This is a genomic window from Veillonella sp. AF13-2 (assembly GCF_003603295.1).
Classification (GTDB): domain Bacteria; phylum Bacillota; class Negativicutes; order Veillonellales; family Veillonellaceae; genus Veillonella; species Veillonella parvula_E.
The window spans coordinates 720,513-742,110 of the sequence record NZ_QTMT01000001.1; the positions used below are offsets into that span (position 1 = coordinate 720,513).

Below are 21,598 nucleotides of genomic sequence, written 5' to 3' on the forward strand. Positions count from 1 at the left end.
CCTCCTTTCTACCAACAACCCTAAATAATCATATCTTTTATTATAACACATATTGCAGGCCATCAATACAGCAACGAACGGTATTTCTCGTGCGTTCTTCACACCATTCAAATGCATACTGCGGATACTGAATCTGAAAGTATTTAACGTTTCGATTATTAAGGCCTCGCACCTTAGATGTTAAGCATCTCGGATAAGAAATAACAATATTATGCTTTACAGGAATACCATTAGTCCTAATATAATTTGTTCTGTCATTATTAGTGTTATCTATACATCCACTATTATCAGCATTATAAGCACTAACTCCACTAAATCCTAGATTTTCATAAGTAGCGTATTCAATTAGATTAAAACAATCATTACTTATTAGGTACTTATACTGAGATACATGCTCATCAATACAACGTTCAATTCGCTGCTTATACTGTTCGTTCACAACCAGCTCTCCCATAGCGGGCTCATATGGACCTGCCACTAAGCTATTGCCGGAATCTAATTCTTCTGTACTTTGTAAACCCGTGCGAATGACTTCAATACCATGCTGTTCAAACCAATCTTTTAAAAATGAACAATACTGTATAGCTAGCTCAGTACTTAGTGGTTCATATTCTCCAGCTCTATACTGGTCGGCTAGCTCTGTATTTTCTATAACTAGTACGGGATAGATACGTACAAAATCAGGTCGTAATGCGGCTACTGCAATGGCCGTTTCTATTATGGTTTGCCATGTCTCTCCTTTTAGTCCTGGTAAAAGTTGAACCCCAACGGTCATATCACGATGTTTTAATCGTGTAACAGCCTCTACTACCTCTTGTGCCGTGTGCCCCCTCTTAGCATCGACTAAAATACCATCATTCATAGACTGCACACCAAGTTCTACAGTTTTTACTCCATAAGACTGTAATAATGTAATCGCTTCATCACCTACAGCATCGGGTCTTGTAGAGCAACGTATGCCATCAATGAGGCCCTGTTGAAGCATTTCATAGGCAGGCATTAATAATTTATGTTGTAAATCTTTAGTAATAGCCGTAAATGATCCACCATAAAAGGCAACCTCCCAAAACTTTTCATTCCGCTTTGTTCCTACATAGTCTTTGATTGTTTGTTGTATATATTCTGGAGTTAGGTGACTAATACCAGATTGGCCCGTAATACGAGATTGATTACAAAATGTACACACATAGGGACAACCTACGTGAGGTATAAAAAAGGGAATCATACCAAATGGTTTCATAAACACCTCCTCTTCTTATGTAAAAATTATTATTCATCTACTATTATATAGATTATTGTTCATCTATCATTATATAGATCATTATTCATCTACCATTATATAGATTATTACTCACATACTATATATTACTCACATACTATTATACAAAAAAAGCGCCATTCGGCGCTTTTCTATTTATCAGCCATCAACTTTTCTAAAGTCAATTGAGCCGCATGTTGTTCTGCAATTTTTTTACTTTTACCAGAGCCGGCCTCGTAAGTAACACCATTAATTTCAACCTCCATAAGGAAGGTTTTAGCATGATCGGGACCACTTTCACTGAGCAAATGATAGACAATATGTTTATCCCCATCACGTTGCACATATTCTTGTAATAATGTCTTATAATCTTTGCCCCGCTTACCTTCTAAGGCTTGTATGATATAGGTAGTTAAATGCTTTAAAACGAAGGCCATGGCCGTTTGATAATCTGTAGAAATATAAATGGCACCGATGAGAGACTCAAAGGTATCCGCTAATATAGAGTTTCGATCATTACCACCGGAAGCGCTTTCTCCATGACCGAGCAATAAATATTGTCCTAGTTGCAAAGAACGGCTCACAGATGCTAAAGAATCCTCACACACTGTAGCGGCCTTAATTTTCGTTAAATTACCTTCAGCCATATCTGGATATGTCTTAAATAGGTATTCCCCAATAATAAGATCCAAAACAGCATCGCCTAAAAACTCTAATCGCTGATTGTGATGAATATGCTTTGATTTATGTTCATTCGCATAAGAAGTATGTGTAAAAGCACAATCTATAATGGATATATCTGACACAGGTATGTCTAAACGAGCAACAAGCTCATGAAGAGATTCTTCACGAGCTTGTGTTATCTTACTCTTATGCGTTTCGATAGTAACCATTAAGCTTCATAACGGCGAATGCAAAGTGTACCGTTATGACCACCAAAACCGAAAGAGTTAGAAAGTGCACATTTTACTTGAAGTTCACGTGCGCCTTCACGAACATAGTCCAGATCCAAACCTTCATCAGGATTGTCACAGTTAATTGTAGGGTGAACTTTACCAGTTTCAATCGCCATTGCCATTACGATAGTTTCAATAGCACCAGCAGCCCCCAATAAGTGACCTGTCATGGATTTAGTAGAGTTAACAGCGATATTTTTAGCGTGATCGCCGAACAATTCTTTAATAGCCAATGTTTCATTTTGGTCATTAAGGCCAGTAGATGTACCATGAGCATTGATGTAGTTAACGTCTTTAGGATCAATACCTGCATCTTTAATTGCTAATTCCATACATTTCCGAGCTTGAACACCACCTGGAGCTGGTGCAGTGATATGGTAAGCATCACCATTGCTACCATAGCCCACAACTTCAGCGTAGATATGCGCACCGCGTGCTTTTGCGTGTTCTAATTCTTCAAGAACTACGATACCAGCACCTTCACCCATTACGAAACCATCACGGTCACGGTCAAATGGACGGGACGCCTTTGTTGGCTCATCATTGCGTGTAGACATAGCTTTCATAGCCGCAAAACCAGCTACAGCAGCCGGAGATACCGCAGCCTCAGTACCACCAGCAAACATCACATCAGCATCACCACGTTGGATAATACGGAATGCATCGCCAATCGCATTTGTACCAGAAGTACAAGCAGTTACGTCTGTAATAACTGGACCTTTAAGACCAAGGCGAATAGATACGCGTGCAGATGTCATATTTGCAATCATCATAGGTACTGCAAATGGACTTACGCGGCCAGGACCTTTTTCGAATAATGTTTCATACACCTCATGGATAGAGTCAATGCCGCCTATACCTGTACCAACTACAGTACCACAGCGATCTAAATCTGCTTTATCTAAATCAAGATCAGCATCTTCACAAGCAAGAACAGCTGCACCGATAGCAAATTCTACAGAACGGTCCATACGACGAGCTTCTTTCTTGTCTACCCCATAGTTTGTAATATCAAAATCTTTTACTTCACCCGCAATGCGTGTTGCATAGTCAGATGCGTCAAAGCGTGTAATCGGCCCAATACCAGATTGACCTGCCAATAACGCATTGTAGAAGTTCTCTTTACCGATACCTACAGGAGTCACTGCCCCTAAGCCAGTAATTACTACACGTTTTTCCAATTATTCCACCTCTTATAGCTATACAGCCCTTTAAATTAATCAATCTCTGCAACTTGCTGTTTTAATTGAGCAAAGATATCTTTAACTGGCATAATCTTGTCGACTTTTCTCATATTATTGCCAGAGAACACCAACCCCGTTTCCACATCACCTTGTTGTGCGCGAGAAAGAGCACGGATAATGCAGAATTTATGGGAACAATGTTTTAAACAGTTATCACACACCGTTGGAGGCGCTACAGTACCATCTAAAACAGATTCAGCAAATTTGTTTTTTATTGCTTGACCAGGCAACCCAACAGGACTTTGAATCAATACTATATCCTCAGGGTTTGTAGCTCGTACATACATTTTTTTCAATTCATCAGATGCATTACATTCATCAGAAGCAGCAAAACGGCTACCCATTTGAACACCACTAGCGCCGATTTTTAACATTTCAACGATATCATGGCCATCTAGAACACCACCAGCAGCAATTACTGGAATGTTTTTTACCGCTGCTACAACTTCGGGAACGATTTCTCGAGCGGAACGATCCGTCCCCAAGTGTCCACCAGCTTCACAGCCTTCTACGATTACAGCTGCAGCACCTAAACCTTCAGAAATGCGAGCTAATTTTGCGGACGAAACAATTGGTACAATAGGAGTACCAGACTCTTTGCCCATTGCGAACATATCTCTTGAAAAACCAGCACCTGCTACTACAAGATCAATGCCTTCTTCGATGGCAGTCTTTACTAAGCCAGCAAATTGAGTTGCTGCTACCATCGCATTTATACCAATAATACCCGTAGGTGATAATTTTCTAGCTAATTGTATTTCGTATCGTAATTCATCGAAAGGCAAGCCCGATGCCGCAATAAGGCCGATACCACCTTCATTTGCAACGGCTGCTGCCAAGCGAGCTGTAGACAATCTAATCGCCATACCACCTTGAATAATAGGTACTTTGGCCACTAGATTCCCAATGCGAAGTTCAGGGAGCTTCACTATCAAATCCTCCTGTAAATAAAACCGGTTGGGAGGCCACTCGGCCTCCCGTTCGGTTGAATTGTTAGCTTTACAGCTTATTTAGCAGAATCAATATATTCTACTGTATCCTTAACGGTTTTAATTTTTTCTGCAACGTCGTCAGGGATTTCAACATTGAATTCTTCTTCAAATGCCATGATCAATTCAACGATATCTAAGGAGTCAGCGCCTAAGTCGTCGATGAATGTAGAATCAATGGTAACTTCAGCTTCATCAACGCCTAATTGTTCCACAACGATTGCTTTAACTTTATCGAAAGTGTTCATTAGTGGTTCACCTCCTTTCAAAGTGTATTTATATATAGTCTAATTTTACAACTACATTACCATGCCACCATCAACATTGATGACTTGACCCGTAATATAATTAGCAAAATCGCTAGCAAGGAATGTTACTACTGTTGCTACTTCTTCAGCATCAGCCATACGGCCCAATGGAATTTCAGTAACCATAGCTTCTTTAACTTTTTCTGGTAATACATCGGTCATATCTGTGTTGATAAAGCCTGGTGCAATAGCATTAACTGTAATACCACGGCTAGCCAATTCTTTAGCACAGGATTTAGTAAAACCAATTACGCCCGCTTTAGAAGCAGCATAGTTAGTTTGACCAGCATTACCTATAACACCAACAACAGATGTCATGTTAATAATATGACCAGAACGTTGTTTCATCATGATTTTAGATACTGCTTTAGTTACCAAGTAAACACCTTTTAAGTTGATATCGATAACAGCATCAAAATCTTCGTCTTTCATTCGCATTAACAAACCGTCACGTGTAATACCCGCATTATTCACGAGAATATCAATGTGACCAAATTCTTTATGAGCTTCTTCCACCATGGAAGCAACTTCATCAGCATTTGCTACATTAGCTTTAAATTTAATGGCTTTTCGGCCTAACGCTTGTACAGCTTCAACAGTTTCTTGTGCTGCACCTTCGCTACCGCTATAGTTTACTACAATATCAGCACCAGATTGTGCTAGATTGATAGCTACAGCGCGACCAATGCCACGGGATGCGCCAGTTACAATGGCTACTTTACCCTCTAAATGCATTTTATCGAACCCCCTTTAAAAATTCAAGCGTTTTCTCTAAGGATGCAATGTCTTCAACATTAGCTAATTCCATATCTTTGTTGATCTTTTTAGTAAAACCTGTGAGTACTTTCCCAGGCCCCACTTCAACAAAGCGAGTAACACCAAAGTTTACCATTTCAGCTACACAATCTTCCCACAAGACAGGGTTAGCGGCTTGAGTAACTAAGGACTCTTTAATGTCATTTGCATTAGTCAAAATCTTGCCAGTAACATTTGCAACTACAGGAATTTGTGCATCACACACTTGGATCTTATCCAACTCTTCCTTTAACCGAAGAGCTGCGGGTTCCATCAAACGGCTGTGGAATGGAGCACTTACCGGAAGCATTACTGCGCGTTTTGCTCCTGCTTCTTTCAATTTTTCAGCTGCTGTTTCCACCGCTGCAGTTTCACCGGCAATAACGATTTGTCCAGGGCAATTGAAGTTAACTGCTTGTACAGAACCTACAGAAGCATTTACTTCTTCACAAATTTCTACAACTTGCTCACGAGGTAATGCCAAAATTGCTGCCATAGCACCTTTACCCAATGGCACAGCTTCTTGCATATATTCACCGCGTTTATGAACTACATATACTGCGTCTTTAAAGTTCAATACACCGGCTGCTACTAGAGCACTATACTCACCAAGACTATGCCCGCCTACGATGTCAGGCGTAAAGCCTTGTTCTTTTAGAATTTCATAACAAGCTACAGATGCAGTCAAAATAGCTGGTTGTGTATTTGCTGTTTTAACGAGCTCTGTATCAGGACCTTCGAAGCATAATTTACTGATAGAATAACCAAGTGCCTCGTCAGCTTCTTCAAAACGTTGTTTCACAATAGGATACGCATTATACAAATCTTGTAACATGCCTACTTTTTGAGAACCTTGACCAGGAAAAACAAATGCCGTTTTCATTAGGGGCCTCCTTATTTACTAAGACCTTGAAGATTCTTAATTACTGTTTCAGCTTCAGTCATAATATCTTTAATGATAGTTTCACATGGTTTAACATCTGTTAACATACCAGAAATTTGACCGATCATTACGGAACCTTCTTTTACATTACCCTCAATAGCAGCTAAACGAAGTGTACCAGCACCTAATGCTTCCAATTCATCTTTAGAACCACCACTGAATTCAAGGGATTTATATTTATGAGCTAACGCATTATCTATAATACGTACAGGATGACCTGTTGTTAAACCAGTCATAACTGTAGCACGATCTTTTGCTTTCAATACAGCATTTTTATAATTTTCATGGGCAATACATTCTTCGGATAATACGAATCGTGTCCCCATTTGTACCGCTTTAGCACCTAATGCAAATGCCGCAGCCATACCACGACCATCTGCAATACCTCCGGCAGCAATAACTGGTACATCTACAGCATCAACTACTTGAGGAATTAATGCCATAGTTGTAATATCACCTACGTGACCACCAGACTCTGTACCTTCAGCAATAATTGCATCAATACCACCACGTAATAAGCGCTTTGCTAGTAATACTGATGCAACTACAGGAATAACTTTTGTACCAATTTCTTTCAAAGCGGGAACATAAACACCAGGATTACCTGCACCTGTAGTGATAACAGGAACACGTTCTTCCACGACTACTTCCATAACCTCTTTTACAAATGGAGACATGAGCATGATATTACAGCCAAAAGGCTTACTAGTGCGCTCTTTTAATTTATGGATTTCATTACGGAAAATATCAGGAGGCATATGACCAGCACCAATAATTCCAAGTCCACCAGCTTCAGAAACGGCTGCCGCTAATTCTGCAGTACCGAGCCAAGCCATGCCACCTTGAAAGATTGGATACTCAATCTGCAATAAATCACAAATGTCAGTCTTAATCATCTTGATGTGTCCTCCTTAATACCATTTCAAGACCAGGCTTGCCCATGTTAGGCCTGCACCAAATCCTGCAAACGCAACATTATCACCGCGTTTGAAACGTCCCTCGCGATTAGCTTCATCAAGTGCAATCGCTACAGACGCGGCAGATGTATTACCATACTTATGTAAATTAACAAAAACTTTTTCCATCGGCAGATGTAAACGTTTGGCTGCCGAATCAATAATACGAATATTCGCTTGATGAGGAATGAAGTAATCTAATTCATTTAACTCCATATCAGCACGTTCTAAGGATTTTAAAACCGTACGTCCCATCGTTTTAACGGCAAATTTATATACTTCAGGGCCATCCATATGAATAAATGTTAAGCCCTCTTCTACGCGTTGATCATTTGCTACTACAGCAGTGCCACCTGCAGGAATGCAAAGCGCTGATCCTCCAGTGCCATCGGCGCCCATGTCAATACCTTTAATGCCATAGCCTTCAGGTACTTCAGATACTACTGCAGCCCCAGCACCATCACCAAAGAGGATACATGTACCACGATCATTCCAGTTTACTCGACGAGAAAGAATTTCTGCCCCCACAACGAGTACTTTTTTATAAATACCAGAGCTAATATAACTAGCGGCAGTAATCAATCCATATACAAACCCAGAGCATGCCGCTTGTAAATCATAGGCTGCAGCGTTTTTAGCTCCTAAGTTTGCTTGCAATACACAAGCTGCCGAAGGAATAATCATATCTGGTGTTAGAGTAGCAAAGATAATCATGTCGATATCCTCTGCAGAGACATTAGCCATTTGCATAGCTTTTTTTGCTGCCTCGGTCGCCATATAGGATGTATTCATACCTTCCGGTGCAATGCGTCGTTCTTCTATACCCGTACGCTCTCTAATCCATTGATCATTGGTATCAACCATTTTTTCAAGATCAAAGTTTGTTACTACATTGTCAGGAAGGAAGCTCCCAGTACCAATGATTCCTACAGGTTTATTCATCATAGTCATACTTTAAGGCTCCTTCAATATCCATCGTTTCTCTTATGTGTTGAATAATTTTACGCTCTACTAAATCACTAGCAATTTCAATAGCAGTTTTTATTTCTTTTGCTTTAGAACTACCATGAGCAATCATGAATACCCCATTAACTCCTAAAAGTGGAGCACCACCATTTTCTGTGTGATCCAAACGTTTTGCCATCTTTTTCAAGGCTGGCTTTACAAGCACAGCTCCTATCTTGGCAAAAATACTTCCTGCCATGATGCTATCCTTTACTAATTGCGTAAGACCTGTTACTAACCCTTCCGCAAATTTAAGTACCACATTGCCTACGAATCCATCACATACGACAACATCAACGGCACCTTTAGGAATATCACGACCTTCAATATTACCTTTAAAATTGATAGTCTTCATACCCTCCAAAATCGGATACGTCGCCAATACGACATCGTTCCCCTTTGTGGCCTCTTCACCAATATTTAACAATCCCACAGTAGGATTTTCTTTTCCTAATAAAAGCTTAGCGTATTCAGAGCCCATTAAAGCTCCTTGTACAAGATGTTTAGGTTTACAATTAGAATTTGCACCAGAGTCTAACATAACTGTTATACCACTTACCGTTGGCATTGGAGTTGCAATGACAGGGCGATCAATACCTTTAATGCGACCAAGCCCAAATAAAGCCGCTGCAACAGCAGCTCCCGTACTACCTGGAGCAATTACAGCATCACAACGATTATCCCGAACCAACGAAGTAGCGACCACAACAGATGCATCTTTTTTCTTGCGCAATGCTTGACCTGGATGTTCATCCATACCGATTACCTGGCTAGCATGATGTACAGAAATACGTGGATTCTTAGCTTCATTATTAGCTTCTAATATATCAAAAATTTGCTGCTCATCGCCGACGAGCACCACTTCAATGTGTTGATTTGCTCGTACGGCTTCAATGGATCCAAGTACAGTCTCCATTGGAGCAAAGTCGCCACCCATGGCGTCTATTGCAATTTTCATAATTTACACCCTATTCTCTACGGATTCCATAATAAATTTTGCGCGAAACACTTCTTTTATTTTATCTCTTATTATAACCCAAATAAAGAACTTATTACCTCGGCGACGAATAATTTCTGCTTTCGCTACCAAATTAGTACCAGATCCTACTGGGTTCTTATATTTTATATTTCCAACTTCCGCAGAGCAAACAGTCGTCCCCATAACCGCTTTTGCAAGGGAATTTGCTTGAGCATATAAATACTGCGGTTCTACATATCCGAATTGATCTTCCATATCAGCCGTAGTACGTAACATAGATAATGCTTGGTGCCCCTCGGTGACATCAATCAATTCACCAACCACTTCATATGATACATGTTCTACCATTTCATGTGATTGACCTGTAGCCATAACACGAATGCGTTCACGCAATTCAGGAATACCCAATTCTAGTCGATCGAGACGAATTGTTGGCACACTTACACCAAAGTGTGTTGCCAATTCTTCATCAGTAAGAAATGGCGTAATATTCAGTTTTTCTTGTAACTGCTTCTGGCGCTCTTGCTTCTTTAACCGACTCATGGGACCACCTTTTATGACCTAGTATTAATATTACATCCTAAGTATATACAATAATTCCCTTATTGGCAAGACTTTTCATACATATAGTAAGAAATTTTCATAGCATATACAAAATATAGTTGTTTTTTATATTTTAGTATTTTTGTTTATAAAAAATAAAAATGTGTCACTATCTTATAGAATAATCTTACTATAAAATAATGACACTCGCTATTGATAATAAAACATATAAAACTATATAAAAAAGACGCCTACAAAGTAGGCGTCTCTCTCCGCTCACATATTAAGCATTAGCTACTACTTGTTCACCTTTATAGTGACCACATGTAGGGCAAACACGATGAGGCATCTTAGGTTCGTGGCATTGTGGACATGCTACATAACCAGGAGCTTCTAATTTCCAATTAGCACGACGACGATCGCGACGACATTTAGACAATCTACGTTTAGGTACTGCCATTATCTGCACCTCCTTAGTACAATCATTAGGATAATCTATCATCTTTCTCATCAAGCAAAGCACGTAACTCTGCAAATCGAGGATCCACCACAAAGGATTCACAAGAACAAGGTGAAACATTTAAATTTGCTCCGCAATGAACGCACAATCCTTTGCAATCATCCTGACATAACACTTGAGAGGGCTCATTGATGATTAATGTATCCCTAATTAGTTCAGTTAAGTCAATTTCTTCTCCATCAAAAGAATTCACATCATCCGTAGCATCTCGACAATCACTAAAGATTTCCTGAAAGAAATCTTTTCGATAATGTTCTGTTGTATTTAAACAACGGGAACAATCATAATTGCCTTTAGACTGAATCGAACCTTGAACGATGTAATTTTGACCATCAAACCAAAACTCACCACTAATGGTTATATCATGACGGCTCCAAGGAAAAGCAGTTACGTCACCAAGCTCAGAGGCTGATATCGTATAGCTATAAGGAAATTTCTTTCCTATATGTTCTTTTGCTTGCTCTACTTGCAGTTTCATAATCTTACCTCGACTCATAATATTATAAACATGACATGGTGCTTTGTCAAATAAAAAAGACTATCTCAAGTGGACTCAAGATAGCCTTTTGGTAAGTCAATTACATTTTTTCGAATTGGTCTTTACCAACACCGCAAATTGGGCAAACATAATCAGCTGGTTGATCTTCGAATTTTACGCCTTCAACAGCTTCGTCATAAACCCAACCACATACTACGCATACATATTTTTCCATGTGTATTTCCTCCTTCACTTGAAAATTATTGTTTAATGTTTATCTTTAATTAATTCAGATACTCTATCTGTAATGTAGTATATCAAAGACATCGAAACTTTTCAATACTCATTTTCTTATTTTCTCATTTTTTATAATATTTAATAATCATAGATACTATGCGGTTTTCTACTACTTAATCCACTTGAAATATATTATCATTTAGTTTTTTATCTTTAGACTACTGCTAAACATTTTATTCTAATCCGATAATTGGAAATTAATTTTCAAAACATATTGTTTAAATAAATAACTATAATAACCTTATCTAAGGTGTACATAATTACTATATTATACTATTATATAGAGAAGAGATTATATGATTACATATAATCTCCAAATAATATGCTTAATCTCTTTAGTATATAAGTATATACTGATATATTCTTGACTTTATTAATGCTCTATTTCTTATATAAGAAAATAAAATTATTCTTATATAAAATTCTCGTATAAAAGTTTAATAAAGTTTCAGTAAATTTAATTGTTATCATAGGAGGCTTTATGAGAACAGCGTTAACACAACTTTTACAAATCGAATACCCTATCATCCAAGGTGCTATGGCTTGGGTATCTGAACACAAACTAGTTGCTGCTGTAGCTAATGCAGGTGCTACAGGTGTAATTGCTCTTGGTGGTCGTGATGCAGAATGGACGCGCAATGAAATTCGTGCCTGTAAAGACTTAACGGATAAGCCTTTCGGAGTCAATCTCATGTTAATGGCTCCCAATAAAGACGAATTAGTAGATATTATCATTGAAGAAAAGCCTGCATTTGTAACACTTGGAGCAGGCAATCCTGTACCATATATTAAACCATTGCAAGATGCAGGCATTAAAGTTATCCCTGTTGTCCCATCTCTAAAACTTGCTAAACGTATTGAAGAAGCTGGTGCTGATGCAATTATTATTGAGGGTATGGAAGCTGGTGGACATATTGGTAGCCAAACAACCATGTCCTTGATGGAAAATATTTTACCTGAGATTTCCATTCCTGTTGTTGTAGCAGGCGCTATCGTAGATGGTCGTGGTATTGCAGCAGCATTGTTGATGGGTGCTGAAGGTGTACAAATGGGTTCCCGTTTTTTGTTAGCTGAAGAATGCCAAGCCCACATAAATATGAAAGAAGCAATTATCAAAGCCACAGATACAGACTCTGTTGTAACGGGTCTCCTCTCCGGTCACGGTGGAGTACGTAGCTTGAAAAACGAATTCACTACACGTTACTTAGCTGCCGAAACAGATGGTGTTACTACCCCTGAAGAACGTACCAAAATGTCCCAAGGCACTAACAAACGTGCTGCTATCGATGGTGATGTTGTAAATGGTGCGGTACAAGTTGGACAGGGTTTAAACCGACTTACTACTATTGAACCTGCTCACACTATAGTACAAACAGTAATGAATGAAGCTATCATGTCTATTCGTAAAGCACAACGTCTTATTGAAATCGTATAGTTAATAAATTAGGAGTTCCTTATGTTACCATTTCACGAAAAATACCCCAAATTAGATCCCAAAAGTTGTGTTATGCCTGGTGCAGAACTTGCAGGTGATGTTGAACTAAAAGAATATGCTTCCATTTGGCAAAACTGTGCACTTCGCGGTGATGTAAATAAAATTGTAGTAGGTCGCTATTCCAATGTACAGGATAACTCTGTATTACACGTTGATGACGACAAGGCTTGCATTCTTGGAGATTATGTAACAATTGGCCATGGTGCAATAGTACACGCTAGTACCATCGAAGATAATGTATTAGTTGGAATGGGCGCTATTGTATTGAGCGGTTGTCATATTGGCTCTGGCTCTATTATTGCTGCTGGTGCAGTCATAAAGGAGAACACTGTAATCCCACCTAATTCTTTAGTTGTTGGAATCCCAGCTCGCATAGCCCGTACAGATGCAACACAAATCGAACGTATTCACAATCAAGCACTAAAATATAAACACTTGTGGACTGTAGAATATGGCATGCTTCCTGATGCGGGTGGCGAGGAATACGATAAGAACGCCAAAATCGTATAATTACATATACATTAAAAGCGGATAGCTGATTAACTCAACTATCCGCTTCTTTTCTATATATTATATTTAACTTTTATTAACTGTTATTTATTGCTACTTAGCGCTATTTAATTTTGATTGAATAATTTGCTCTACCATAAGGGCTGTCCCCATTGTTAAAGCTATAGGAAACAACATCTCTACAGAGAAACGAGATAATTCAAGCATAAATACACAAGATGTCATAGGCATTTTTTGTGCAAGGCCTAAGAATACTACGGCCCCCACAAAAGCAGACATTCCCAAAGATACTGGCGCTATAGCAATAGCCCATACGGTACCAAATACGATCCCCAAAGTACTACCTAACATCATAGATGGTGTAATACGACCACCATATGCACCAGCGGCCAAAGCAAGTAAAACAGCTACCCATTTGGATCCAAATAAACCCAATGCATATGTCCATGTGATATCGTTCGTAAAAGTCAACTCATTGCCTGCTTTACCATTTCCAAGAATTTCAGGAAAATACATAGCTAAAACACCAATTAGTGTAAATGCTACGATAGAAATGGGAATCATTACAGGACTACTACGATGAATGGCGGGTAGCTTACTTTGTGTAATATTAAATAAAACAACACCAATTGCAATAATAGCGCCTAAAACGATAGAAAACTCTACATAATGACTTCCCAAACTGGGTTGTGCCATTGTATATTGTATAACATCTCCTACACCAGCTTGTCGCGTCACAAATGTAGCCAAACCACAACATAAGAGGGCTGCACTCATAGCCCGTATATTCCAAGTAAGAAGCAAAGTTTCTAATGTGAAAATTGCCGCAGATAATGGTGAATTATAAACTGCAGCTAAACCAGCGCCTGCAGCACATGCAATTAATAATTGACGGTCTTCTTGTTTTATATCAAAATGTTTAACTAAAAAGGTAGTAATACCAGCGCTAGCCTCACGTGGTGCAACTTCTCGACCTAATGGAGAACCAATACCTACCGTAATTATTTGCAGTGTTGCATGTAAAACAGTAGTAATTGGATTCATATCCATTTTACCAGAAACTGCCGTTTTTATATCTACAACGCCTTTACCATATCTGTGAATCAAAACCCAACCTACGCCACCTATCACGCCACAGACGATTAAGGGTATTAATCGTTCTATCGGTGATACTCGGGCCACAGCTGCACCAAAGCTCAGATGATCAGCAGAGGAGTAATTATATACGAAATGTTGGATTCCATGTAATAAATACGTATAGGAAGCCCCTACTAGCCCTGCTATAAAGCCAACTATAATAATGAGTCCTATAAATCGTTTATCATATATCATATTTACTCCATCGCTAATACAATTTCCCCAGCCGCTAATGTCTTTTTAACATCAATGATACGCTGATTTGAAGAACCTCTGAAGCGCAAAGCAGGATCCTTAAGTTCATCTACAAAGCGGCCATCTACGAGAATGTCGATTTCTTGTAATAAAGCACTTCGCAACTCATCTTCTAAGATATCATCTATTTCATAGCCGGAATAGGCCCAAATCTTCTTTTTTGGCGCCGCTGCTCGAACAGCTCTCACCACCGGTAATAAGCCTTGTACATTTTGAAATGGCTCCCCACCTAATAATGTTAAACCTGAACATGTAGGATTCTTCACATAGGAAACCACTAAATCTGTCTCAGCTTGCGTCCATACCTTACCAGCATTAAAATCTTGGTATTCTTCATTAAAACAATTATAACAACAATGTGTACAACCTGTTACAAATATAGATGTACGAATCCCTTCTCCATTGGCAATATCATATTGTCTTATTTGCCCATATCTCATCATAACCTCCATAGTAGTGCCTATCAACTTTAATCAACACTATATAGATATATTTCAATTTCTCATATATACAGTAAAAGCTGTGCCTTAGGCACAGCTTTTACCATTTAAAACTATCGTATTTAGAACTCTAAAATCGTATCTATTAACATACCCACATCATTAGATGTCTATGATAATTATATTAATCTATATAACAGTTTATCTTAATATGCTTAATATACAGGATAATTATTAAAACTATACCTCTAATAATCTTAAATGTGCATTACACGATCTTTAATTTCCTTTGTGCGCCCTTCATTCCAGAAGTTTTCGCCAAGGTATCCACAAGTACGACGGATAACAGTTAATTTATCGCGATTTGTATTGTGGCAACGAGGGCATTCCCACTCGTTATGTTCATTTACCTTAATTTCTCCATCAAAGCCACATTCGTGACAATAGTCAGACTTGGTATTAAATTCAGCATAAGAAATATGATCATAAATATATTGAATCATAGTCAAAACAGCTGGAATATTATTAGTCATATTAGGAATTTCTGCATAGGAAATACAGCCACCTGTAGATTTCTTTTGGAACTCAGATTCAAAGGAGAACTTATCAAATACATTAATCTCTTCTCGTACGCTTACATGATAACTATTAGTATAATAACCCTTATCCGTAATGTCCTCAATAATACCAAAACGAGCGCGATCCAAAGAAGAGAATCGATGGGTTAAACTTTCAGCAGGTGTACCATATAATGCAAAGCCCATGTTATGTTTAACTCGCCATTCATCAACAGCTGCATTTAAGCGATCCATAATCTTCATCGCAAAAACGCGACCTTTCTCGCCTGTATTCGATTCACCGGTAATTAAGCGAGTTGCTTCATAAATACCAATATATCCCAAGGAAATAGTCGCATAACCGCCAGTCAAGAATTTGGCAATTTTCTCGCCTTTTTTAAGTCTTGCAATAGCACCGTGTTGCCAATGGATTGGTGACACATCACTCACTACGTCCTTAAGTAATTCATAACGAAGCATTAGTGCTTTTTCTGCCAACTCAAGTCGTTTATCTAAAATTTCAAAATATCGTTCTTCACTACCGCGAGCTAGAATGCCAATTTGAGGTAAGTTTAAACTTACTACACCAATGTTAAAACGTCCATCAAACTTGTATTCACCATTTTCATCCTTCCAAGGAGATAAGAAGGATCGACAGCCCATAGGACTAAAGACATTACCTGAGTAGTTTTCCTTCATTTTCTTTGCAGAAATATAGTCAGGGTACATGCGCTTAGCCGTACATTGTGCTGCCAATTCAGTTAAGTAATAGTATGAACTATCTGGTGTTACATTATGCTCATCAAGAACATAAATCAACTTAGGAAAGGCTGGTGTAATATATACATCGGCTTCGTTTTTTACACCTTTAATACGTTGGCGCAAAATTTCTTCTGTAATAAGAGCCGCTTCCTTCGCGTATTCATAGTCTGGTTGGAAATACATAAATAATGTAACAAATGGAGATTGACCATTTGTGGTCATCAATGTATTGATTTGGTATTGAATAGTTTGGATACCATCTTTAACCTCTTTACGCGTACGTTTCCACGCTATTTCACGAGCCTTTTCCATATTAGGCTCCATGCCATAAATCTCAACTTGCTCTTCAATAACATTATTGAGGATTTTTTCATAAGATTTACGTACAAATGGTGCCAAAATACGGTCAATACCATTAATACTTTGACCACCATATTGACCAGATGCTACTTGTGCAATGATTTGTGTTGTTACAGTACAAGCAACTTGGAAAGACTTAGGTGTATCGATTTTTTTACCATTGATTACTGTGCCATTTGTAAGCATATCTTCCAAATTAATCAAGCAACAGTTAAACATAGGTTGAATAATATAATCCATATCATGGAAGTGGATAGCTCCACTATCATGGGCTTCCAAAATATCGGTAGGAATCAATTTACGACGAGCAATATCCTTAGATACTTCACCAGCAATTAAATCCCGTTGGGTAGATACAATAGCAGCATCCTTATTAGAATTTTCATCAAGAACACTGATATTACTACGATCTAATAAACCAATTACATCATCATCAGTTGTATTTTGACGGCGTTTAAAAGCTTGAACAGCTTTGTAACCTTCATAGGCACGTGCCGTTGCAGGATTATGATACTCAATCAACTTATAATACACTTGATCTTCAATAGCATAAATTGTCATGTCTTTTTGAAGCTTAGTAGCATATTCCTCAATTTCATTTGCAATACGCTGTGCCAAGCCCTCTTCGTACAACCCAGTACTACTATGTTCAGCTTTTTCAATAGCCAAAGCAATCTTGTTTTTGTCGAATGGTACCTTCGTGCCATCACGCTTAATGACCTGCAACATATTGGCAACCTCCCCATCTTGTTACTGCCAAAATATATGTTAAGAAGTATAAAAAGTATGTCTAATCACACTTTTTATAAATTTATATGTAAAAATGTAAAGAATTATTAGAAAACCCCTCTATTTTTACCGCCCTCTCAGTATACTATATATGGTGGTTGTTTTCAACCCTAAATACAATATAAAGTAAAAATAGGTCCCTCTATCTATGCCAATATGACATGGATAAAAGAACCTATATAAATTATAATGCAAAGCCAAATAGACGAGTTAAGAAATTACCCTTTTTCCCCACCCAACTAGATGGGACAGAAGGATAAAATGTGCGATTAGCTAAGAGGTCGCGTTCATTAAGATGGATATTTGGCAACAAATCTTTTTTATACGTATTGTCTAATTCAGAAATTGCTTCCACATAACCTTGGTACGCCTCAACATCACAGCCATCGCTGTAACCAGTACCAAAGAAATGAATTAAACCATTTCGATATAATTCAATAGCCCTATCATAGTTAGCGTTACCATGATCAAAAGATGCCATATTACATTGAATCAAAATACCTCTATCAACCCATGCTAGTAATTGTTCAGGTTTAGTAAATAATTGTCCATAAGTTTCTACTTCACTAATAATAGGTACAAGCCCCATATCTAGTAGACTTAATAACCACGCATTAATATGATGCACTTTGCTATTTTGTGGAAGAGCAACTAATATAAAATGGCTATCTCCCAACGTATATTGATTGCGATGAGAAGCTATATATGCAACCATTTCATCACAAAGCATTACGCGAGCTCCACTGTGAATAGTTATATCTACTTGTTGCTCCTTAACCATAACTTTTACTTCATTAACTAAAGAGTTTATAGCATTCCATGTGTTCAGATCCATAGATACTGTTACATCAGGCGTACTAAAAATATCTGTAATACCTTGTTCAGACAAGGACTTAATCATTTTTACTGATTCTGCCATTGTTTGAGGCCCTTGTGGGCCTAACACAGCTGGCAAAATGCAACCATGTAAATCAACCACGCGACTCATAATCTTTCCCTTCTACTTTCGATTTTCTTTTCAAAATCGACCTCTTTTATAAAGTTCATGTTCTTCTCATTTAAGTTTATAATTCATTTTACATTCACGATTATAACAAGGGACCAGTCGCTTGTATAGTGGTTTTTCTATAAAAATAAATAAATTATTATATGTTCATTTAATACAATTTTTATATATTCATTTATCCTTCATAAAATATGACCCATAATTTCTACAATTATGAGTCATATTTTACACATTATTATATTAATAATTATTTAATTTTTAAATGTACTTTTATCTTTTATCATGACTAATATAATAAGTTAATTTCACTACCGATATACCGATGATTATACCAACTGTATCAATCAGTACATCAGACAGTTGAGAGCTGCGTCCTAGAGAAAATAATTGTATAAATTCATCTAGACTAGCTATTACTATACCCACTACTATTGTTTTTACTACTGTGCCATATTCAATATAGCGGCGTAGAACTACATATAAAACACCACCAAGGATTGTGAACTCTGTAAGGTGGGCTAATTTTCGAATAATCCTATTTAAGGCCCATATATTTCCGTAAAAGCCTAATTTATTAGCTATAGGGGCAATCCACTTTGCAAAAATAAGACTAAACCCATCAGAGGTTCCTCCATTTTGCAAGGAATTATCCCATATAAAAAACACAATTAGACATAACACAATATATAGTATCCAACGTTTCATACTACTCTCCTAAACGCCACAATACATATAGCTGTATTAATCTCTATCAAAAATATCTCGTGTATAAACTTTATCTTTTACACCTTCTAAGCTACTATCCCAGCGATTAGCTACAATGACATCACTAACACGCTTAAAATCTTCAAAATTACGTATAACTGGCGAATTAAAGAAATCTTCTGCATCTAGTGTAGGTTCATATACTACCACAGCAATCCCTTTCGCCTTAATACGTTTCATAACACCTTGAATGGCTGATGCTCTAAAATTATCAGAGTTCATCTTCATGGTCAAGCGATAGATACCAACAATTTTCGGATTTTTAGCAATAATAGTATCTGCCACATGATCTTTACGTGTTCTATTCGCATCAACAATGGCAGAAATTAAGTTTTGTGGTACATCATTATAGTTAGCTAATAATTGCTTTGTATCTTTTGGCAAGCAATAACCACCATAACCAAAGGAAGGATTATTATAAAAATCTCCAATACGAGGATCTAAACAAACCCCTTTGATGATTTGACTTGTGCTAAGGCCACGTACTTCAGCATAGGAGTCTAACTCATTGAAATACGCTACACGTAATGCTAAATACGTATTAGCAAACAATTTAATTGCTTCCGCTTCCGTAGAATCAGTATATAATTGTGGAATATTTTCTTTAATAGCACCTTCCGCTAATAATTGTCCAAAACGACGTGCTCTGTCAGAATCCTCGCCCACAACAATACGGGATGGATATAAATTATCGTATAAGGCTTTACCTTCCCGCAAGAATTCTGGCGAAAAAATTAAATTCTCCGTATTAAATTCTTTACGCATTTGTACCGTATAGCCTACCGGTACAGTTGATTTAATAATCATTACTGCATCAGGATTAATCTCTAGCACAGTTTTAATGACTTGTTCAACAGAAGATGTATCGAAAAAGTTTTTTTGAGGATCATAATTTGTAGGTGTCGAAATGATAACATAATCTGCACTGTTAAAAGCTTCTACTGGGTCAAGTGTAGCTTTGAAGTTTAACTCCTTAGTAGCTAAATACTCTTGCAATTCAGCATCTACAATAGGTGTCTCTTTGCGATTTAACATATCTACTTTTTCTGGGATGATATCGAGGGCCACCACTTCATTGTGTTGAGCTAACAACACACCATTGGAAAGGCCTACATAGCCTGTACCAGCAATTGCAATTTTCATTTATTTGCCCTCCATCATATAGAAATCTTTATACCATATGGCAAAACGCTTTAACCCTTCTCGTAAGGTTGTATTAGGTTTAAAGCCAAAATCTGCTTCTAACGCACTTGTATCAGCATATGTAACAGGCACATCCCCTGGTTGCATGGGTACTAATTCTTTATGCTCCTCAAAATTATAATCTTCTGACAATACGCCAGCAGAAACCAATTCCTCTGAAAGAATGCGCACAAAATCAAGTAAATTTTCTGGGTTGCTATTGCCGATATTATAAATAGCGTACGGTGGAACCGGCAAGCCATCCGCACCATTGCGACGCTCTGGTGCAGTAGATATAACCTTAGAAACGCCTTCTACGATATCATCGATATAGGTGAAATCACGCTTACAATTGCCGTAGTTAAAAATTTTAATTGTCCCACCATTACGTAATGTATTTGTAAAACCAAAGTATGCCATATCTGGACGACCTGCAGGGCCGTATACAGTGAAGAAACGAAGCCCTGTGCTAGGGATGTTATATAATTTAGCATACGAATAAGCCAATAACTCATTTGACTTTTTTGTAGCTGCATAAAGAGATACAGGATTATCTACTTTATCATCTGTAGAGTATGGGATTTGTTTATTTGCACCATATACAGAAGAAGATGATGCATACACTAAATGCTCTACACCTCTTTCACCATCGTCATAAGAATGACGACAAGCTTCTAGAATATTATAAAATCCAATAATATTAGACTCGATATAGGCGTCGGGGTTAGTAATAGAGTAACGAACCCCTGCTTGAGCTGCTAGATTCACTACAACTCGCGGTTTATAGATAGCAAAAATTTCATCAACAAAGGACTTATCTGCAATATTCCCTTTTTTAAAAATCCATATATTCTTATTATCTTTGCTAAGTTCATCAATCTGTTGCAATCGATACTCTTTCAATGCTACATCATAGTAATCATTAACAGAATCTATGCCAATAATTTGAGTCCCTTCTGCTTCAGATAGTAAGGACATAACTAGATTAGCCCCCACAAATCCAGCGGCACCCGTTACAAGGATTACCGTGTTGTTTAAATCTACATTTTTTGAAAGCATATGTACTCCT

The 21,598-nt window shown here is 37.8% G+C and carries 23 protein-coding genes; 2 read left to right on the forward strand and 21 right to left on the reverse strand.

The genetic code is table 11. The features are described 5' to 3' along the window. Window positions 1–40 precede the first annotated feature (40 nt). The 14 genes from DWV85_RS03405 to DWV85_RS03470 form a co-directional block, all read right to left on the reverse strand. Entirely contained in the window at window positions 41–1,240 is a 1,200-nt protein-coding gene (locus tag DWV85_RS03405; RefSeq protein ID WP_123138025.1) for a radical SAM protein, read from the reverse strand. A 170-nt stretch (window positions 1,241–1,410) separates the two neighbouring features. Continuing rightward, window positions 1,411–2,151 carry a ribonuclease III gene (gene rnc, locus DWV85_RS03410; RefSeq protein ID WP_123138026.1) on the reverse strand — a complete coding sequence of 247 codons (741 nt, stop codon included), beginning with the start codon at window positions 2,149–2,151 and terminating at the stop codon, window positions 1,411–1,413. Further along, complete coding sequence (gene fabF / locus DWV85_RS03415) at window positions 2,151–3,395, reverse strand: beta-ketoacyl-ACP synthase II (RefSeq protein ID WP_004693446.1); 1,245 nt, start codon at window positions 3,393–3,395, stop codon at window positions 2,151–2,153. Before fabF ends, rnc begins: the two co-directional genes overlap by 1 nt. Before the next feature lie 35 nt (window positions 3,396–3,430). Continuing rightward, window positions 3,431–4,387: a nitronate monooxygenase gene (locus DWV85_RS03420; protein ID WP_123138027.1), complete on the reverse strand. Its 957-nt coding sequence runs from the start codon at window positions 4,385–4,387 to the stop codon at window positions 3,431–3,433. Between the two features lie 77 nt (window positions 4,388–4,464). Beyond that, a complete protein-coding gene (locus DWV85_RS03425; RefSeq protein WP_004693441.1) occupies window positions 4,465–4,695 on the reverse strand; it encodes an acyl carrier protein in 231 nt (76 codons plus the stop codon). Window positions 4,696–4,746: 51 nt separating this feature from the next. Beyond that, window positions 4,747–5,490, reverse strand: a complete 744-nt coding sequence (fabG, locus tag DWV85_RS03430) for a 3-oxoacyl-[acyl-carrier-protein] reductase (protein ID WP_123138028.1) — start codon at window positions 5,488–5,490, stop codon at window positions 4,747–4,749. A gap of 1 nt (window position 5,491) precedes the next feature. Continuing rightward, window positions 5,492–6,433 (reverse strand): ACP S-malonyltransferase, encoded by a 942-nt coding sequence (gene fabD, locus DWV85_RS03435; RefSeq protein ID WP_123138029.1) that lies wholly within the window; start codon window positions 6,431–6,433, stop codon window positions 5,492–5,494. A gap of 11 nt (window positions 6,434–6,444) precedes the next feature. Then, entirely contained in the window at window positions 6,445–7,389 is a 945-nt protein-coding gene (gene fabK / locus DWV85_RS03440; RefSeq protein ID WP_123138030.1) for an enoyl-[acyl-carrier-protein] reductase FabK, read from the reverse strand. 15 nt (window positions 7,390–7,404) lie between these two features. Then, window positions 7,405–8,400 (reverse strand): beta-ketoacyl-ACP synthase III, encoded by a 996-nt coding sequence (locus DWV85_RS03445; protein WP_008713708.1) that lies wholly within the window; start codon window positions 8,398–8,400, stop codon window positions 7,405–7,407. Continuing rightward, window positions 8,384–9,412: a phosphate acyltransferase PlsX gene (gene plsX, locus DWV85_RS03450; RefSeq protein ID WP_123138031.1), complete on the reverse strand. Its 1,029-nt coding sequence runs from the start codon at window positions 9,410–9,412 to the stop codon at window positions 8,384–8,386. The genes DWV85_RS03445 and plsX overlap by 17 nt, the downstream gene beginning before the upstream one ends. Window positions 9,413–9,415: 3 nt before the next feature. Then, complete coding sequence (gene fapR / locus DWV85_RS03455; RefSeq protein WP_008713703.1) at window positions 9,416–9,976, reverse strand: transcription factor FapR; 561 nt, start codon at window positions 9,974–9,976, stop codon at window positions 9,416–9,418. A 283-nt stretch (window positions 9,977–10,259) separates the two neighbouring features. Beyond that, window positions 10,260–10,436 carry a 50S ribosomal protein L32 gene (gene rpmF, locus DWV85_RS03460; protein ID WP_004693428.1) on the reverse strand — a complete coding sequence of 59 codons (177 nt, stop codon included), beginning with the start codon at window positions 10,434–10,436 and terminating at the stop codon, window positions 10,260–10,262. Window positions 10,437–10,461: 25 nt separating this feature from the next. Beyond that, window positions 10,462–10,974, reverse strand: coding sequence for a DUF177 domain-containing protein (locus tag DWV85_RS03465; protein WP_123138032.1), 513 nt, complete (start codon window positions 10,972–10,974; stop codon window positions 10,462–10,464). A gap of 100 nt (window positions 10,975–11,074) precedes the next feature. Next, window positions 11,075–11,209, reverse strand: a complete 135-nt coding sequence (locus DWV85_RS03470; RefSeq protein ID WP_004693422.1) for a rubredoxin — start codon at window positions 11,207–11,209, stop codon at window positions 11,075–11,077. A 543-nt stretch (window positions 11,210–11,752) separates the two neighbouring features. Here DWV85_RS03470 and DWV85_RS03475 point away from each other — a divergent pair. Together DWV85_RS03475 and DWV85_RS03480 are read left to right on the forward strand one after the other, a co-directional pair. Then, entirely contained in the window at window positions 11,753–12,706 is a 954-nt protein-coding gene (locus DWV85_RS03475; RefSeq protein WP_004697213.1) for a nitronate monooxygenase, read from the forward strand. Between the two features lie 21 nt (window positions 12,707–12,727). Next, window positions 12,728–13,276 (forward strand): gamma carbonic anhydrase family protein, encoded by a 549-nt coding sequence (locus DWV85_RS03480; protein WP_123138033.1) that lies wholly within the window; start codon window positions 12,728–12,730, stop codon window positions 13,274–13,276. A 93-nt stretch (window positions 13,277–13,369) separates the two neighbouring features. Here DWV85_RS03480 and DWV85_RS03485 read toward each other — a convergent pair whose 3' ends face one another. The 7 genes from DWV85_RS03485 to DWV85_RS03515 form a co-directional block, all read right to left on the reverse strand. Then, window positions 13,370–14,608 (reverse strand): chloride channel protein, encoded by a 1,239-nt coding sequence (locus DWV85_RS03485; RefSeq protein ID WP_012864187.1) that lies wholly within the window; start codon window positions 14,606–14,608, stop codon window positions 13,370–13,372. Between the two features lie 2 nt (window positions 14,609–14,610). Next, window positions 14,611–15,108, reverse strand: coding sequence for an anaerobic ribonucleoside-triphosphate reductase activating protein (gene nrdG, locus DWV85_RS03490; RefSeq protein WP_012864186.1), 498 nt, complete (start codon window positions 15,106–15,108; stop codon window positions 14,611–14,613). Window positions 15,109–15,365: 257 nt separating this feature from the next. Further along, complete coding sequence (gene nrdD / locus DWV85_RS03495) at window positions 15,366–17,516, reverse strand: anaerobic ribonucleoside-triphosphate reductase (RefSeq protein WP_012864185.1); 2,151 nt, start codon at window positions 17,514–17,516, stop codon at window positions 15,366–15,368. A 244-nt stretch (window positions 17,517–17,760) separates the two neighbouring features. Further along, entirely contained in the window at window positions 17,761–18,564 is an 804-nt protein-coding gene (locus tag DWV85_RS03500) for a CpsB/CapC family capsule biosynthesis tyrosine phosphatase (protein ID WP_012864184.1), read from the reverse strand. A 288-nt stretch (window positions 18,565–18,852) separates the two neighbouring features. Beyond that, complete coding sequence (locus DWV85_RS03505) at window positions 18,853–19,287, reverse strand: VanZ family protein (RefSeq protein WP_008600642.1); 435 nt, start codon at window positions 19,285–19,287, stop codon at window positions 18,853–18,855. Between the two features lie 36 nt (window positions 19,288–19,323). Next, window positions 19,324–20,490 (reverse strand): nucleotide sugar dehydrogenase, encoded by a 1,167-nt coding sequence (locus DWV85_RS03510; protein ID WP_012864183.1) that lies wholly within the window; start codon window positions 20,488–20,490, stop codon window positions 19,324–19,326. Beyond that, window positions 20,491–21,588: an NAD-dependent epimerase/dehydratase family protein gene (locus DWV85_RS03515; protein ID WP_012864182.1), complete on the reverse strand. Its 1,098-nt coding sequence runs from the start codon at window positions 21,586–21,588 to the stop codon at window positions 20,491–20,493. Window positions 21,589–21,598 lie beyond the last annotated feature (10 nt).

Bases quoted from the DNA above. Each gene is read 5' to 3' on its own strand.
- rnc (WP_123138026.1), bottom strand. From the start codon at position 2,151: ATGGTTACTATCGAAACGCATAAGAGTAAGATAACACAAGCTCGTGAA.
- DWV85_RS03425 (WP_004693441.1), bottom strand. From the start codon at position 4,695: ATGAACACTTTCGATAAAGTTAAAGCAATCGTTGTGGAACAATTAGGC.
- DWV85_RS03445 (WP_008713708.1), bottom strand. From the start codon at position 8,400: ATGACTATGATGAATAAACCTGTAGGAATCATTGGTACTGGGAGCTTC.
- nrdG (WP_012864186.1), bottom strand. From the start codon at position 15,108: ATGAGATATGGGCAAATAAGACAATATGATATTGCCAATGGAGAAGGG.
- plsX (WP_123138031.1), bottom strand. From the start codon at position 9,412: ATGAAAATTGCAATAGACGCCATGGGTGGCGACTTTGCTCCAATGGAG.
- DWV85_RS03405 (WP_123138025.1), bottom strand. From the start codon at position 1,240: ATGAAACCATTTGGTATGATTCCCTTTTTTATACCTCACGTAGGTTGT.
- fabG (WP_123138028.1), bottom strand. From the start codon at position 5,490: ATGCATTTAGAGGGTAAAGTAGCCATTGTAACTGGCGCATCCCGTGGC.
- DWV85_RS03480 (WP_123138033.1), top strand. From the start codon at position 12,728: ATGTTACCATTTCACGAAAAATACCCCAAATTAGATCCCAAAAGTTGT.
- fapR (WP_008713703.1), bottom strand. From the start codon at position 9,976: ATGAGTCGGTTAAAGAAGCAAGAGCGCCAGAAGCAGTTACAAGAAAAA.
- nrdD (WP_012864185.1), bottom strand. From the start codon at position 17,516: ATGTTGCAGGTCATTAAGCGTGATGGCACGAAGGTACCATTCGACAAA.
- DWV85_RS03510 (WP_012864183.1), bottom strand. From the start codon at position 20,490: ATGAAAATTGCAATTGCTGGTACAGGCTATGTAGGCCTTTCCAATGGT.
- DWV85_RS03475 (WP_004697213.1), top strand. From the start codon at position 11,753: ATGAGAACAGCGTTAACACAACTTTTACAAATCGAATACCCTATCATC.
- fabD (WP_123138029.1), bottom strand. From the start codon at position 6,433: ATGAAAACGGCATTTGTTTTTCCTGGTCAAGGTTCTCAAAAAGTAGGC.
- DWV85_RS03500 (WP_012864184.1), bottom strand. From the start codon at position 18,564: ATGAGTCGCGTGGTTGATTTACATGGTTGCATTTTGCCAGCTGTGTTA.
- DWV85_RS03505 (WP_008600642.1), bottom strand. From the start codon at position 19,287: ATGAAACGTTGGATACTATATATTGTGTTATGTCTAATTGTGTTTTTT.
- fabK (WP_123138030.1), bottom strand. From the start codon at position 7,389: ATGATTAAGACTGACATTTGTGATTTATTGCAGATTGAGTATCCAATC.
- DWV85_RS03485 (WP_012864187.1), bottom strand. From the start codon at position 14,608: ATGATATATGATAAACGATTTATAGGACTCATTATTATAGTTGGCTTT.
- DWV85_RS03515 (WP_012864182.1), bottom strand. From the start codon at position 21,588: ATGCTTTCAAAAAATGTAGATTTAAACAACACGGTAATCCTTGTAACG.
- DWV85_RS03465 (WP_123138032.1), bottom strand. From the start codon at position 10,974: ATGAAACTGCAAGTAGAGCAAGCAAAAGAACATATAGGAAAGAAATTT.
- rpmF (WP_004693428.1), bottom strand. From the start codon at position 10,436: ATGGCAGTACCTAAACGTAGATTGTCTAAATGTCGTCGCGATCGTCGT.
- DWV85_RS03470 (WP_004693422.1), bottom strand. From the start codon at position 11,209: ATGGAAAAATATGTATGCGTAGTATGTGGTTGGGTTTATGACGAAGCT.